Source organism: Murinocardiopsis flavida (assembly GCF_003014485.1).
Taxonomy (GTDB): Bacteria; Actinomycetota; Actinomycetes; order Streptosporangiales; family Streptosporangiaceae; genus Murinocardiopsis; species Murinocardiopsis flavida.
The window spans coordinates 537,916-552,696 of the sequence record NZ_PYGA01000001.1 but is presented as its reverse complement, the minus strand read 5'-3'; the positions used below and the strand labels follow the sequence as shown (position 1 = coordinate 552,696).

Annotated in this window: 7 protein-coding genes and 1 pseudogene; 4 read left to right on the top strand and 4 right to left on the bottom strand. The window is 72.1% G+C overall.

The window, feature by feature from the left end:
- Window positions 1-76 precede the first annotated feature (76 nt).
- The 3 genes from CLV63_RS02390 to CLV63_RS02380 all read right to left on the bottom strand — a co-directional run bounded on the left by CLV63_RS02390 (window position 77) and on the right by CLV63_RS02380 (window position 3,402).
- Window positions 77-1,003 (bottom strand): carbohydrate ABC transporter permease, encoded by a 927-nt coding sequence (locus CLV63_RS02390; protein WP_106581157.1) that lies wholly within the window; start codon window positions 1,001-1,003, stop codon window positions 77-79.
- Window positions 1,000-2,016 (bottom strand): carbohydrate ABC transporter permease, encoded by a 1,017-nt coding sequence (locus CLV63_RS02385; protein ID WP_106581156.1) that lies wholly within the window; start codon window positions 2,014-2,016, stop codon window positions 1,000-1,002. The genes CLV63_RS02390 and CLV63_RS02385 overlap by 4 nt, the downstream gene beginning before the upstream one ends.
- A 96-nt stretch (window positions 2,017-2,112) precedes the next feature.
- Window positions 2,113-3,402, bottom strand: a complete 1,290-nt coding sequence (locus CLV63_RS02380) for an extracellular solute-binding protein (RefSeq protein WP_106581155.1) — start codon at window positions 3,400-3,402, stop codon at window positions 2,113-2,115.
- Between the two features lie 261 nt (window positions 3,403-3,663).
- Between CLV63_RS02380 and CLV63_RS02375 the strand changes: the two genes are divergently transcribed.
- Window positions 3,664-4,908, top strand: a complete 1,245-nt coding sequence (locus CLV63_RS02375; RefSeq protein WP_106581154.1) for an ROK family transcriptional regulator — start codon at window positions 3,664-3,666, stop codon at window positions 4,906-4,908.
- A gap of 135 nt (window positions 4,909-5,043) precedes the next feature.
- The gene (locus CLV63_RS02370) at window positions 5,044-8,133 is read left to right on the top strand and encodes a serine/threonine-protein kinase (RefSeq protein WP_106581153.1); all 3,090 of its coding nucleotides are present in this window, start codon (window positions 5,044-5,046) and stop codon (window positions 8,131-8,133) included.
- A gap of 17 nt (window positions 8,134-8,150) precedes the next feature.
- Here the strand turns inward: CLV63_RS02370 and CLV63_RS02365 are convergent, their stop codons facing one another.
- Window positions 8,151-12,773 (bottom strand): ATP-dependent helicase, encoded by a 4,623-nt coding sequence (locus tag CLV63_RS02365; protein WP_106581266.1) that lies wholly within the window; start codon window positions 12,771-12,773, stop codon window positions 8,151-8,153.
- Window positions 12,774-12,857: 84 nt separating this feature from the next.
- Here CLV63_RS02365 and CLV63_RS02360 point away from each other — a divergent pair, with 84 nt between their 5' ends.
- Both CLV63_RS02360 and CLV63_RS35210 read left to right on the top strand, forming a co-directional pair.
- Window positions 12,858-13,052, top strand: a complete 195-nt coding sequence (locus tag CLV63_RS02360; RefSeq protein ID WP_106581152.1) for a DUF3046 domain-containing protein — start codon at window positions 12,858-12,860, stop codon at window positions 13,050-13,052.
- Window positions 13,053-13,277: 225 nt separating this feature from the next.
- Window positions 13,278-14,732, top strand: a pseudogene (locus CLV63_RS35210) (LAGLIDADG family homing endonuclease); the annotation flags it as partial.
- Window positions 14,733-14,781: the final 49 nt, after the last annotated feature.

Sequence of the window (14,781 nt, the reverse complement as noted above, 5' to 3'; positions counted from 1 at the left end):
TTGCGGCGCCCTTGCGGGCATGGGTGAGGCGGGGGCGTGCGGGTGCGCGCCACTGGTGGTGCGGGGGAGCGGGGTGTCAGCCCTTGACGGCCCCCATGGTGAGGCCGGAGACCATGCGCCGCTGCACGAACAGGAAGAAGATCATCACCGGGACCGTGAGCAGGGTGGACGCCGCCATGATGGCACCCCACTCGGTGCCGAAGCGGCCGAAGTAGTACGACAGCGTGAGCGGCAGGGTGAAGTTCTCGCTGCTGCGGCCCAGGAACGTCAGGGCGATGATGAACTCGTTCCAGGCGGTGATGAACGCGAAGATGCTCGCCGCCACCAGGCCGGGGGCGACCAGCGGCATCAGGATCCGCCAGAAGACGGTCATGTGGCCGGCGCCGTCGATGGCGGCGGCCTCCTCCAGTTCCTTGGGCACGGCCTGGACGAAACCGCGCAGCATCATGATGGTGATGGGCAGCGACACCGCGGTGTAGGCGACGAGGATCCCGCTGAGGGAGCCGAGCATCTCGATCCCGGTGCCGTCCTGGATCTTCCGGAAGTTGATGAAGATCGAGATGATGAGCGCCTCGACCGGGACCATCTGGATGACCATGAGGGTCACGATGAACGCGGTGCGCAGCCGGAACCGGAACCGCGCCACCGCCACCGCTGCGAGCAGCGCCAGCACCGCGCCGGCCGACACCGCGCCGAGCGTCACCAGCAGGCTGTTGGTGAGGAACGTCCAGAAGCTCACCCCGGGCACGACGTTGCCGTTGACGACCTGGTCGAAGTTGCCGAGGGTCGGGTCCTGCGGCAGGAAGGTGGGGTCGGAGGTGAACTGCTCACTGCGCGGTTTCAGCGAGGTCGCGATCATCCAGTACACGGGGAACACCGAGAACAGGAAGACCGCGACCCCGGCCAGGTAGAGGCCCGCGCGGCCGAGCCGCCTGGCGGCCCGCGGCCCGTTCCACCCGGCGGGCGCCGCCTTGGTCGTCCTGGCGGGTGCGGCGACGCTCATCGGGTCTCCCCCTGACGGATCATGATGCGCAGGTAGTACACGGTGATGACCAGCACGAGCACGGTCATGACCACGGCGATCGCCGATCCCATGCCGAAGTTCGCCGGGCTGGCGCTGAACCCCTGCTGGTAGATGTAGTACGAGAGCAGGTAGGCGTTCTCGTTGGCGAAGCTGCTGCCGCTGAGCACGTAGAGCTGGGTGAACACCCGCAGGTCCCAGATGACCTGGAGGACCACCAGCAGCGAGAACAGCGGGCGCAGCATCGGGAAGGTCACCGCCCGGAAGGAGCGCCACGCGCCCGCGCCGTCGACCCGCGCCGCCTCGTACAGTTCGTGCGGGATGCTCTTCAGCCCGGCGAGGACCGACATGGCGACGAACGGGAAGCCCTGCCACACGATGATGACGATGAGCAGCGTGAAGATGGGGAACGGTTCGAGGAACCAGTCGAACTCGCGCCAGCCCGAGCCCACCAGCCAGTCGGGCAGCCGGTCGAGCAGCACGTTGGCGTAGCCGCGCTCGGCGGTGAACAGCCAGCGGAACACCAGCGACGCACTGATGGCGGGGGTGGCCCAGGCCAGCATCATGCCGAACGCGACGACGGTGGAGAACGCGCGGGGGAGCTTGTGCAGCAGCTGCCCGACCAGCGTGCCCAGGACCAGGGTCAGCCCGACCATGAGCGCGCAGACGAGGACGGTCTTGCCGAAGACCGACCAGAAGTACGGGTCGCCGAGCAGGGTGCGGTAGTGCTCGAAGTCGTTCCACTCGGGCTGGGGCCCGTTGGGGCTGAGGTGCCGGATCGTGTAGGTGTGCAGCGAGTTCCACACCATTTGCACGATCGGCCACAGCAGGATCCCCGCGAGCAGCAGCAGTGCGGGTGCGATGAGCGCGTAGGGCGGCAGGCTCCGGAGCAGCCTGCGGCCGATCGGGGCGCTTCCCGGTCGGCGGGGGCGGCGGGGTTCCGCCCCGTCCGGTGCCGGCGGCCGGTTCGTGGCCGCCTCGGTGGTGGATGCCATAGGTGTGTCTCAATCCGGTCGAGCCCCCGGGCGGGCCGGCGGTCGCACCGGCCCGCCCGGGTTGAGGACGCGATTCGTCGGGGTGTCCTCGGCCGACTACTCGACCTTCTCGTTGAGCGTCTTGGTCAGCTCGTCGTTGGCGTCCTTGAGGACCTTGTCGGCGTCCTCCCCCTTGGCGATGGACAGCACGGCCTTGGGCAGGATCTTCTGGTCCAGGTCGGCCTTGTTCCACTTCGGCGTGGCAGGGAAGAACTTGGTGTTCTTGGCCTGCTCGGCGCTCGCCTTGGCGTCACCGGTCTTGGTGTACTTCTCGTCGTCCAGCATCTCCGGGTAGGCCGGGAAGAAGCCGGCGGCCTCGGCGTACTTGTCGCCCCACTCCTTGTTGCCGAGCAGCAGCATCAGCTCGGTCGCGGCCTCGGTGGACTCGCCGTCGGCGAACACCGCCAGGTCGGAGCCGCCGGCCATGGCCGGCGCGATCCCGTCGGCGCCGGGCATCGGCACGGTCGCGATCTCGTCGACGACCTTCTTGTCCTCGGCGGTCTCCTCCATCGCCCCGCGGGCCCAGCTCCCGTCGATGTACATGCCGAGCTTGCCGTTGGCCATCTCGGGCAGGCACGCGTCCAGCTCGTTCGCGTTCATCGCGCCCTTGGGGGAGACCTTCTCCTTGCTGTTGAGGCCCGCGTAGAACTCGATGGCCTCCTTGGTCTTGGCGTCGGTGAGGCGGCCCTCCCACTTGTCGCCGTCCTGCACCGCGATCTCGCCGCCGTTGCTCCAGATGAAGCTGGCGATGCCGTTGGTGAAGTCGGTCGGCGCGCAGAAGCCGGGGACGTCCTTCTCGTCCTGGATCTTCTTGGCGACGTCGACCAGGCTCTTCCAGTCGGTGGGCGCTTCGAGGCCGAGGTCCTTCAGCCAGTCGGCGCGGTAGTAGAGCGTGCGCACACCGGAGAACCACGGGACGCCGTACTGGACGCCGTCGAACCGGCCGTACTCCAGCGCGGCCTGGTCCATGTCCTTGGCGTCGCCCCACTCCTCGGTGGGCTTGGTGATGTCGAGGAGGGCGCCCTGGGAGGCCCAGTTGGATACCTGGTCGTTGCCGACCTCGAGGACGTCGGGGGCGTCGCCGCCGGCGAGCGCGGTGGTCAGCGTCTTCTGCACGTCGGCCCAGGGGATGAACTCGGCCTTGACGCTGCTCTCCGGGTGCTTCTCCTTCCAGGCCGCGTCGACCTCCTTGAAGTAGTCGACCAGCTTGGGTTGGGAGTCGCCCATCACCCAGACCGTGAGCTCCTTGGGCACGTCACCGGAGCCGGACTCCTCGCCGCCTCCGCCGCATGCGCCTGCGAGCAGCAGCACCGCCGCCGACGCGGCTGCGACCTTCGCGAATCTCATCAGATTTCTCCCTTCACGCGTCGCCTCGCGCGCTGGAGCGGATCCGAGATGGCGACCCCCGACTGCATCGGGACGCGCTCAGACGCTGTGCGGGCTTCGTCGTCGGTGCGGGGTGTGCTGGGATAGCACTCGATGTGTGGTGTGGCTCGGCCCCGGGAGGTTCTGTGGTGCGGTTTTGCGACCCGGGGAGTGACCACTCTGCGGTTGGTCGATAAACTAACAGGAAACTTTCCTATCAAATAGAGAAGGGGTGTCACGGTTATGTCTCGACGTCCGGGGACTCCTCGGCTGCTCCGCCAACTCAACGACCGTGCGGCCCTGGACCTGCTCGTCACGTCGGGCCCGCTGACACGCACCCAGATCGGGGAGGCGACGGGGCTGTCCAAGGTGACGGCCTCGCAACTGCTGGCCCGGCTGGAAGAACGCGAGTTCGTGCACGTCGTCGGGACCCAGGCGGGCGGGCGGGGGCCCAACGCCGCGCTGTACGCCGTCGTTCCGTCCAGCGCCTACGTCGCGGCGCTCGACATCAGCATCGCCGTCGTCACCGCCGTCATCGCCGACATCACGGGCGAGATCGTCGCCGAGGTCAGCTTCGACCCCATGGCGTCGCCCGACCCGGTGGCCGTCGTCCACAAGACCGTCATGAGCCTGGTCGAACGCGCCGCCGTCCCCCTCGACCGGCTCGAAGCGTGCGTCATCGGCACACCCGGCGTCGTGGACCCCCGCACCGGCGACGTCCGGTTCTCCTTCGACTTCGACTCCTGGCACGAAGGCGTCCTCGGCGCGCTCCGCACCGACCTGCGGCGGGCCGTCATCATCGAGAACGACGTCAACCTGGCGGCCGTCGCCGAACACGCCGAAGGCGCCGCAAAGGGCACCCCCGACTTCGCGCTGCTGTGGTTCGGCGAAGGCGGCGGCGTCGGCATGGCCGTCATGCTCGGCGACCGCATCCACCGCGGACGCTCCGGAGGCGCCGGCGAGATCGGCTACCTCCCCGTGCCCGGCGCACCACTGCCCGGCGACGTCGGACTGCACGGCGGCTACCAGTCCCTGCGCAGCGCACACGGCATCCCCAGGCTCGCCCACGGCTTCCAGGCGCTGGTGGGCGCCAAGGAGATCGTGGCACTGGGGATCCGGCACGGCCTCAACGGCACCGACGCCCCCGACATGCTCACCGCGGCACGGGCCGCCGGCATGGTCACCGCGGCCCGGTCCGCCGGCGAGCGCGGCACGGCGTTCCTCGACGAGCTCGCCGAGCGCATCGCGCGCGGCGTCGCAGCGGTGTGCGTGGTCCTCGACCCAGGCGTCGTCGTCCTCGGCGGGCTCGTGCCCCGCGCCGGCGGCACCGACCTCTCCCAACGGGTCGCCGACGCCACCCGCAGCATCGGCCCCAACGCACCCGAAGTGGAGGTCAGCAGCGTCGACGGCAACCCCGTCCTGCGGGGCGCCGTCCTCGCGGCCCTGAAACGCGCCCGCGACGACGTGTTCGCCTCGACCGTCGACTAGCCGCCCCGCGGGTCCGGGCGCCCACGCCCGGACCCGGGAAAGACTACGGTGGGCGGTGACAGACGCACAACGGTGATGCGGGGCCGGCCGCCCCGGGTCCCCGGCATCCCCTGATCACGCGGTGGAGACCCCCCGATGGAAACCGACGGCGCCCGCCTGGCCCCCCTGGCCCTGGACGACCCAACGGAGATCGGCGCGTTCCGGCTCATCGGCCGCCTCGGGTCGGGCGGCATGGGCGTCGTCTACTTCGGCCGCGACACCTCCGGATACCCGGCGGCGATCAAGATGGTCCGCGCCGAATACGCCTCCGACCCCGGGTACCGGTCGCGCTTCGCACGCGAGGTCGACCTCGCGCGCCGCGTCCACGGCCGCTGCATCGCCCCGCTGCTCGCCGCCGGGCCCGACGACGACCGCCCCTGGCTCGCCGCGGCCTACGTCCCCGGCCCCACCCTCCGCTCCTACCTCGCCGAGCACGGGCCGCTGCGCGGCACCGACCTCACCGCGTTCGCCACCGGAATGGCCGAGGCCCTCGCCGTCGTGCACTGCGAAGGCATCGTGCACCGCGACCTCAAACCCGAGAACGTCATCCTCTCGCCCGAGGGCCCCAAGGTCCTCGACTTCGGCATCGCCCAAGCCCTCGACGAAGTGTCCATGACCCGCGCCGACATGGTCGTGGGCACACCGGGCTGGATCAGCCCCGAACGCTACGACGGCCACCGCGCCGGCCCCGCCTCCGACATGTTCTGCTGGGGCGGGCTCGTCGCCAGTGCCGCCAGCGGGCGCCAGCCCTACGGCACCGGCCCCGTCGAGGTGCTGCGCTACCGCACCGTCAACGAGGACCCCGACACCGCGGCCGAGGAACTCCCCGACGCGCTGCACGACGTCGTCCGGCGCGCACTCGACCGCGAACCCGAGCGCCGCCCCACCGCGGCCGAGGCGTTCGCCGCCATCACCGGCGAGAGCGTGCCCGACACCGGCGCGGCGGCCAACGACCACCTCACCCGGGTCGCTACCCGCATGATCGACGCCAACTGGACCGTCGCCGTCGACGACGCCAGCGCCGACTTCCCCGCCGAACCCCTGCGCGCCACCACCGCCCGGCGCCCCATCACCTTCGCGGGCGCCAGCGTCCACCAGCCCGCCGAACTCGCCGAACTGCTCCGCGAACACGACCGGCGCGCCGAGAGCTGGCTCATCGGCGACGGCGCCGCGAAACTCCGCGACTGGCTCGACGACATCGGCGACACCGCCTACGACCGCGACTACCTCGGCCGCATCGCATCGGTCGAGCAGGCCGCCGTCGCCATCACCGCGTTCACCACCCGCTACCTCCCCGCGTCCCGGCCCGTCTACCGCGGCAGCGAGGTCGGCATCGAGGGGCTGCGCCGCCTCGCCGCGGGCACCCCCCAAGAGCACCAGCTCCTCAGCGAGGCAGTCCTCAACGAGATCCCCCTCATCGCAGCGTCCCACCAGTGCGGACACCCCGGCTGCACCCGCCGCTGCGCCCGCCTCGAACGCGTCGGCACGCAGACCCGCTCGGTGGTCGACGCCGCCCTGACCGCCGCCGGGCGCATCGGGCTCCGCCCGGCCCCCACCGAACGCGACCGCGCGGTCGCCATCACCGTCGAGACCATCGACGAGTCCACCCGCAACGACGCGCTGCGGGCCGTGCTGAGCGCCTGGTCGGCGCTTCCCGTGCCATGGTGGCGCCCCGTCGCGGGGCGCGCCCTGCGCGCCGGCCCCGCCACCGGGCCCGGCCGCAGCGACCTCGTCCTCGCCCGGCTCGCCGCACCCTACGCGCGCGCCGCGGCGCCGCACGCCTGGCGGCGGCTGGCCCGCCCGAGCACCTGGGTCGGGCAGGGCGCGCCCCGCGTGTTCGTGCTCGCCCTGGTCCTGTGGTGTACCGCGGCGCTGGCCTGGTCCGGGATGCTCACGGCAGGGGGCCTCCCCGCCGATCAGCACCCCGGCCACCCGGACGCGAGCCGCTACGGCACCATGATCGCCGCGCAGGTCGACCTGTGGCCGCTCTTCCTGCTCATGGCGCTCGGCCTGGCCGTCCTCCCGGCCCGGCGCAGGGCGGGTGCCGTCCTGTACGGCTCGCTGCTCGCGCTGCTGTACGGCTGGCTGGCGAACCTGGCGCCACTCGGCCCGGTCCCCGCCCCCGCACTGCTCCGCACCCCGATCGTCGACGCCGTCAGCGCCATGGGCGACTCGGGCTGGGCGCCCGCGCTGGTCGCGGGCATCGCCGCACCGATCTGCTTCATCTGGCTGATGAGCTCCCTCCCGCGCGACCCGGCCCCCTACCGGTGCGCCCCGCCGCTGCTGCCCGAGAGCAGCGCCGTGGCACGGGCCGTCGTCGCGATCGCACTGCTCGGCATCGTCATCTGGCTGCCCTTCCTCGCCTGGCTGCTGCTGGTCACGACCCTCGGCCCCGAGGCCGACACCGTCCTGAGCCGGGCGGAGATCGCCGAGGGCTTCGGGGTCTTCATCGGGGTCATGCTCCCCATCTCGCTGGCAATGGGCGCGCTCGCCTATTTGCTGTGGCGCCGCATCGGCGGGCACGCCCTCTACCTCGCCGTCGTCATCCAGGTGGTGTTCCTCTCCGGCGTGCTCGACAGGGTCGCGCCGAAGGACTTCGCCGCGCTCGGCGGCCCGGGCGCGGACTTCGTGCGCGACCACTCCGAGGCGGCGGTCATGTTCGCGGCGGTGCTGGTCCTGCCCGGCTGCTACGGCCTCGGCGTGTGGCTGAGCGAACGCCTGCGCTACCGCCGCCCTCCGCCGAAAGCCCCGGCGGGGTACCCGCAGCCCGGCTACGTGCCCCCGGCACCCGGCTACCGGTTCCCCGGCCCGGGCCACCCGTCGCCCATGCCCGCACACGCGCCCCCCGCACCACCGCTGGCGGCCCCCGGCCACCGGTACCCGGTACCCCACCCGCCGCCCTACCCTGGCACCGCCCACCCGTCCTGGCCCAACCCCGGTACGGCGCACCCGTCCTGGCCCAACCCCGGTACGGCGCACCCGGCTCCGCCCCCCGGACCGCAGGGAACGCCCTACGGCCACCCGGCGCCCGGCCACCCCTCCCCGGGCCGCCCGCAGCCGCACACCGGCCCCGCCGCACCGCGGCCCGCACCCGGCGGACCGCCGCCGACCCGTGTCGAGCCCCGCGGCGACCGTTCGGAGGGGACCATCGCCGAAACCCGGCTCGGCCCCGACCCCGGCGCCTGAAAGACCGGGGCAGCCCTTTACCTGCGCAGGCGCAGCGCCTTCGGGGTGGGGTGGAAGCCCGACGCGAGCAGCGCGTCCGCCAAAGCGCCGCCGAACACCGGCGCGCCGTCGCAGCGCTCCACCGCCAACGCGCCCACCGCACCCGCGCGCACCCGCTCCGCCAGCGCGGTCACCGAGCGGGCCAGCGACTCCGCCGACGCGCCGAACGTCAGCACCGACCTGCCGCCGCGCTCCACGTACAGCACCAGCGCACCCTCGTCGAGCACCACCAGCGCGCCCGCCTTGCGGCCCGGACGCAGCCCCGCGGCGGACGGCGGCCACGCGAGCGCCGCGCCGTACACGTTGGCGGGGTCGGCCGCCGCCAGCACCACCGGACCGGGGTCGGCGCGGCGCACGGCGCGCAAGCGGTCGACCGCGCCCGGCAGCGCGAACTGCGCCGCGCCCAAGCCCTCCACGAAATAGCCGCGCCGGGCCCGCCCCGACTCCTCGAACGCGCGCAGCACCGGGTAGACCGCGCTGAACCCGCCCTGCGGGCCCCCGCCGCGCCCGGCGCCCTTCGCGGAATCGCGCCCGGACCGGACCCGGTCCTGCTCCGCCGCCACCGGGCCCCGCGTCACCACCCCATAGCGGTCCAGCAGGGCGGCGACCCCCGCGTGCGCCCTGCGCGTCGGGTCGGCATCGCGCTCGGGCAGCCGCCACCACCGGCCGCCCCCGGTCGGCGGTCCCGTGCGCGACGGCAGCACCGGACCGCGGCGGCGCGACCGGTGCGCCGTGCCCCCCGCACCCAGCAGCGCGCGCAGCGGCGCCAGCGAGTCGTTGCCGACCAGGCCGGCCCACACCAGGTCCCACAGGACCGCCACGACCTCCTGGTCCGACGCAGCCCCCGCCCCCACGGCGCGTGCCACCCGGTCGGCGACACCGCGGAAGAACAGCGCGCCGCCGTCGTCCAAAGCATCGAGCACCGCCCGATGCGCCGGAGAATCCGGCACCGGCGACGGCTCGGGCAGCACCAGCGCGGCCTCGCCGGCCGGCGCCAGGCACACCCAGCCGTCGTTGCCCGCCAGGGTCCCGGCCCCCGCCCACACCACCTCGCCCGACGTGGTCAGCGCGTCGAGCAGCGCCGGTTCGTAATCGGCGACCCGCGCCCCCAGCACCAGCGGCTCCAGCGCCGACGCCGGAACAGGAGCCCCCCGCAGCGACTCCACCGCGGCGAACACCGCATCGGGCCCCCGCAGCGGCTCGCCGCCCGCCTGCTGCCACGCCGGGACGAACCGCGCCAGCGCCTCCTGCGCGACCGGCTCGACCTCCTTGCGCAACCGGCTGATGGACCGCCTGCGCAGCACCCGCAGCACCTCGGCGTCGCACCACGCCCCCGACACGTCGTCGCCCGACCCCAACCGCACCAGCCGGCCCTGCGCGGCGAACCGGCCCAACACCCCGGCCACCACCGCGGGGCCCAAACCGAACCGCGCCGCGGCGTCGCCGGTACCGAACGGGCCGTGCGTCCGCGCGAACCGCGACAGCAGATCGCCCAACGGGTCGTCCACCGGAGCGGCGAACGCCTCGGCGGCCGAAGCGAACCCGGTTCCGGATCCGTCCCCGGCACCGGAACCGCCCCCGGCGCCCAGCCAGTCCGGCAGTGCCGCACCCAGCGCGTCGCGCAACCGCGCGGCGTCGGCCGCCGCCGCCCACCGCGACCCGCCCCCGACGACCACCTCCACCGCGCGCCGCCGCCGCCCCAACTCCGCCAACCACTCCGGCCGCGCCCCCCGCAGCCCCGCCTCCTCCACCGACAACGGGCCCAGCTCGCGCAGCAGGTCGGCGGTGTCCTCCACCCCGTGATCCGGGCGGACTCCCGTGCCGGGGGCGAGCCGCTGCAACCGGGCCTCCTCCTCGGCGACCACACCGGGGTCGAGCAGGTCGCGCACATCGGTCTCGCCCAGCAGTTCGGCGAGCAGCGCCGAATCGAGCGTGAGGGCCTGGGCGCGCGCCTCGGCCAACGGGACGTCGTCCTCGTACAGGAACGCCGCCGTGTACCCCATCATCAGCGACTGCGCGAACGCCGACGCCCGCTCCGTGCGCACCTCGACGAACCGCACCCGGCGCGCCTCGACATCGGCCATGAGCGACCGCAGCCCCGGCACGTCGAACACGTCGCGCAGGCACTCCCGCACCGCTTCGAGCGTGATCGGGAACGACCCGAACCGGCCCGCCACCGCCAGCAGCTGCGCCGAACGCTGCCGCTGCTGCCACAACGGCATCCGGCGGTCGGGCCGGCGGCGCGGCAGCAGCAGCGCACGCGCCGCGCACTCGCGGAACCGCGCCGCGAACAGCGCGGAACCGCCGACCTGCTCCGTGACCGCCCGCTCGACCTCATCGGGGTCGATGGCGAACAACTCGGCGAGGGACGCCGGGCCGTCCTCGTCGCCCGCGTCGGGCAGCCGCAGCACGATCCCGTCGTCGCCATGCACCACCTGCGCGTCCATGCCGAACCGCGCCCGCAGCCGCGCCCCGATGACCATGGCCCACGGCGCGTGCACCCGCCCGCCCAGCGGCGAATGCAGCACCACCCGCCAGTCGCCCAACTCGTCGCGGAACCGCTCGACCACCACCGTGCGGTCATCGGGCGCCTGCCCCGTGGCCTCGCGCTGCTCCGCCAGATAGTCCAGCAGATTGTCGGCCGCCCACGCGTCGAGACCGGCACCGGCCGCGCGGCGCACCGCATCGGGCCGCGGCAGAGCCGACAACTCCCTGGTGAGCGCGCCGATAGCGCGGCCCAGCTCCATGGGGCGCCCCACCGGGTCGGCCTTCCAGAACGGCAACCGGCCCGGCCGCCCCGGCGCGGGCGACACCAGCACGCGGTCGGCCGTGATCTCATCGATCCGCCACGAACTCGACCCCAGCACGAAGACGTCGCCCACCCGCGACTCGTACACCATCTCCTCGTCGAGCTCGCCCACCCGCGACGGCCCCGCGCCCCCTGGCAGGTGCACCGCATACGTGCCCCGATCGGGGATGGTGCCCCCGCTGGTCACCGCCAGCCGCTGCGCACCCGGCCGACCCGTCAGCGACTGTGCCTCCCGGTCCCACACCACCCGCGGCCGCAGCTCGGCGAACTCGTCCGACGGGTACCGGCCCGACAGCATGTCCAGCACCGACGCCAGCACGGCGTCCGGCAGCGACGCGAACGGCGCCGCGCGGCGCACCAGCGCCGCCAGCCCGGGCACCGACCACTCCTCGACCGCCACCATCGCCACGATCTGCTGCGCCAGCACATCGAGCGGGTTGCGCGGCCCCCGCAGCTCCTCGATGGCGCCCGCGCGCATGCGCTCCACCACAACGGTCGTCGCCAGCAGGTCGCCGCGGAACTTCGGGAAGAACTCCCCCCGCGACACCTCGCCCACGTGGTGCCCTGCCCGGCCCACGCGCTGGAGTCCGCCCGCCACCGACGGCGGCGACTCCACCTGCACCACCAGATCGACGGCGCCCATGTCGATGCCGAGCTCCAGGCTGGAGGTCGCCACGACGCACCGCAGCCGGCCCGCCTTCAGGTCGGCCTCGATCGCCGCACGCTCGCCCTTCGACACCGAACCGTGGTGCGCCCGCGCGACCACCCGCCCCGCGCCCATGCCCCGATCGGCCTGGCCCATCAACTCCGCCGGAACGGAGTCGGTGTCGAGCACCTGCCCTGCGCGCTGCGCCGCCAACTCGTTCAACCGCGCGCACAACCGCTCGGCGAGCCGCCGCGAATTGGCGAACACGATCGATGACGCGTGCCGCTCGACCAGGTCGAGCACCTTCTCCTCCACATGCGGCCAGATGGAGCGGCGCGCTACTGCGGAACGGTCGTCGGTGCGCTCCGGCGTCATACCGGCGCCGAACCGCGCCATGTCCTCCACCGGCACCCGCACGGCCAAGTCGAGCGCCGGGGTGCCGGGCGGGTGGACCACCCGCGCCGGGCGCGGGCCGCCCAGGAACGCGGCGACCTCCGCCACGGGCCGCACCGTCGCAGACAGCCCGATGCGCTGCGCCGGACGCTCCAGCAGGGCGTCCAACCGCTCCAGGCTCACCGCGAGGTGCGCGCCCCGCTTCGTGCCCGCAACGGAGTGGACCTCGTCCACGATGACCGTCTCGACACCCGCCAGCCCCGCCCTGGCGTTGGAGGTCAGCACGAGGAACAGCGACTCGGGCGTGGTGATGAGGATGTCGGGCGGCCGCACCGCGAAGGACCGCCGCTGCCCGGCAGGGGTGTCGCCGGTGCGCATGCCGACCGTGAGCGCGGGGACCTCGGCGCCGGAGTCCGCGGCGGCCGCCTCGATCCCCGCCAACGGGGCACGCAGGTTGCGCTCGATGTCGGCGGCCAGCGCCTTCAGCGGCGACACGTACAGCACCCGGCAGCGCCGGGTGCGCTCGGCCGGCACCGGGGCTGCGGTCAGCCGGTCGAGCGCCCACAGGAACGCGGCGAGCGTCTTGCCCGACCCGGTGGGCGCCACCACCAGGGTGTTCTCCCCGGCGGCGATGGACTCCCACGCGCCGGCCTGCGCGGGAGTGGCGCCACCGGGGAACGCCGACGCGAACCAGGCGCGGGTGGCGGCGGAGAAGCGCGCGGTGGCGGGCCCGCCGTCCGGAACAGAAGCCATGCCGTCCAGTGTGCCCAAGGACGACGACGATTCCGGGGAGCGGCCGGCCGACGCCGCGCGCCGGACCGGTCCATACTGGACGCGATGAGACTCTCGTACTTCTGGCAGAACATGGCCGCCCACTTCGGCGAGGCGTACGCCGAGAGCCTTGCGCGCGACTACGTGATCGAGCAATTGGGCTCCCGCACGGTCCAGCAGGCCCTCGCCGACGGCGTCGCCGTGAAAGAGGTGTGGGCCGCGGTCTGCGACACCTTCGGCATCCCGGCGAAGTCGCGGTGAAACCGACACACCCGGCTGCGCCCGACATCGAACAGTCGAACAGAAGTTCGGGTAGGCTGACGCCCGTATGCTGGACGGCCTGATCCGCTAAGCCGTCCCCACCAGGGCGAACCGGCCGGTCCGGTCGTCCACAGGGTGCGCGAAGGACGTCGCGAAATGTCACCGCGTCCGCGTAGCGTCACCTCCGAGATGAAGAAGAAGACACCGACCCAACAGGGGTTCCCCGTGGCTGCTGCCGACCGAGACAAGGCTCTCGAAACCGCGCTCGCGCAGATCGAGCGCCAGTTCGGGAAGGGGTCCGTCATGCGCCTCGGCGATGAAGACCGCCCCCCGATCGAATCCATCCCCACCGGCGCGATCTCCCTCGACGCCGCCCTCGGCATCGGCGGCATCCCCCGCGGCCGCATCGTAGAGATCTACGGCCCAGAGTCTTCTGGAAAGTGCGTCGTGGCCGACACGAATATCTGGACCGACTATGGTCTCGAAACGGTCGCCGAGGTTTTTGAGCGAGCCAACGTTGACCTTGACGGCGATCAGGACGTGGTGGACATTCGTCCACTGGGTATTCGTGTAGTCAACGAAAACGGAGACTTGGAGCGCGTGGACGCGCTCACTAAAAATGGTCTACGAATGGTAAATAGGATTGCGCTTCGTTCTGGGCGTTCGATCTCGACTACCCTGAACCATCCGCTTCGTGTAATGAGTTCAGGCGGTCATATCGTCTGGCGGGATGCGGGAGAGCTGGAGACGGGTGACTACCTGGTCTCCGCTCGGTTTGGGGCGACCGAAGCAGCCTCAGGGGGCGGGATCAGTGAGGATGAAGCTGTCTTCTTGGGGTATCTAACTGCCGAAGGAAGCCTTGGATTCAAGGGTGGAATTTGCTTTACAAACGGCAACCCTGAAGTCGGTGCGGAATTTTCTGCAATCGTCTCATCCCTTTTTGATTCTGAGGTCCGCGTTAAGGATAAAAAGGGTGGTTCTGACTACCTTGTGTATGACACTAAGCTTCGAAAGTCGATCCAAGAACAGTTCGGTCTGGACTATGTGAAATCGGCTCAGAAGCGCGTTCCGCGCTGCGTCCGCACCGCAGGCGACAAGATGCAGCGGGCGTTCCTCTCCGCGCTCTTCGAGGGCGACGGCTGGATCGACACCAGCTCCAGCGTCGGCCTCGGCACCGCCTCCGAGCGGCTCGCCCGCGACGTCCAGTTGCTGCTCTACGGCCTCGGCATCCCCGCCTCCGTCTACCGCAAGTACAACGCGGAGTACGAGCGGCACTACTGGAGCGTCATCGTCAACCCCTCGGTGGCACACCGGTTCCTCAACGAGGTCGGGTTCCGTTCACAGCGGCGCGCCGCGCAGGTCGAGGCGAACTTCCGGCTCTCCGTGCGCAGCTCCCAGTTCGAGAACATTCCGCACATCTCCGGCCAGATCCGCGACCTCCGCGACGCCATCGGCGCCGACCGCGCCTTCGACGACATCGCGGGCGATCTCCTCCGCAGCGACGTCACGCTGGCGTGCAGCAGGGACCGGCTGCACCGCATCATCGAGTGGGCCGAGAACCGGCAGCACGCCATCTCCCGCTCGGCGCAGTCCATCCTCGGCCACCTCAAGGGCCTGGCAGCGGAGCAGTTCACCTATGAAGAGATCACCGATATCGAGGACGCCGGGCTTCAGCCGACCTTCGACATCATGGTCCCCGAAACCCACAGCTTCATCGCCAACGGCGTCC

Bases quoted from the DNA above. Each gene is read 5' to 3' on its own strand.
- CLV63_RS02390 (WP_106581157.1), bottom strand. From the start codon at position 1,003: ATGAGCGTCGCCGCACCCGCCAGGACGACCAAGGCGGCGCCCGCCGGG.
- CLV63_RS02385 (WP_106581156.1), bottom strand. From the start codon at position 2,016: ATGGCATCCACCACCGAGGCGGCCACGAACCGGCCGCCGGCACCGGAC.
- CLV63_RS02380 (WP_106581155.1), bottom strand. From the start codon at position 3,402: ATGAGATTCGCGAAGGTCGCAGCCGCGTCGGCGGCGGTGCTGCTGCTC.
- CLV63_RS02375 (WP_106581154.1), top strand. From the start codon at position 3,664: ATGTCTCGACGTCCGGGGACTCCTCGGCTGCTCCGCCAACTCAACGAC.
- CLV63_RS02370 (WP_106581153.1), top strand. From the start codon at position 5,044: ATGGAAACCGACGGCGCCCGCCTGGCCCCCCTGGCCCTGGACGACCCA.
- CLV63_RS02365 (WP_106581266.1), bottom strand. From the start codon at position 12,773: ATGGCTTCTGTTCCGGACGGCGGGCCCGCCACCGCGCGCTTCTCCGCC.
- CLV63_RS02360 (WP_106581152.1), top strand. From the start codon at position 12,858: ATGAGACTCTCGTACTTCTGGCAGAACATGGCCGCCCACTTCGGCGAG.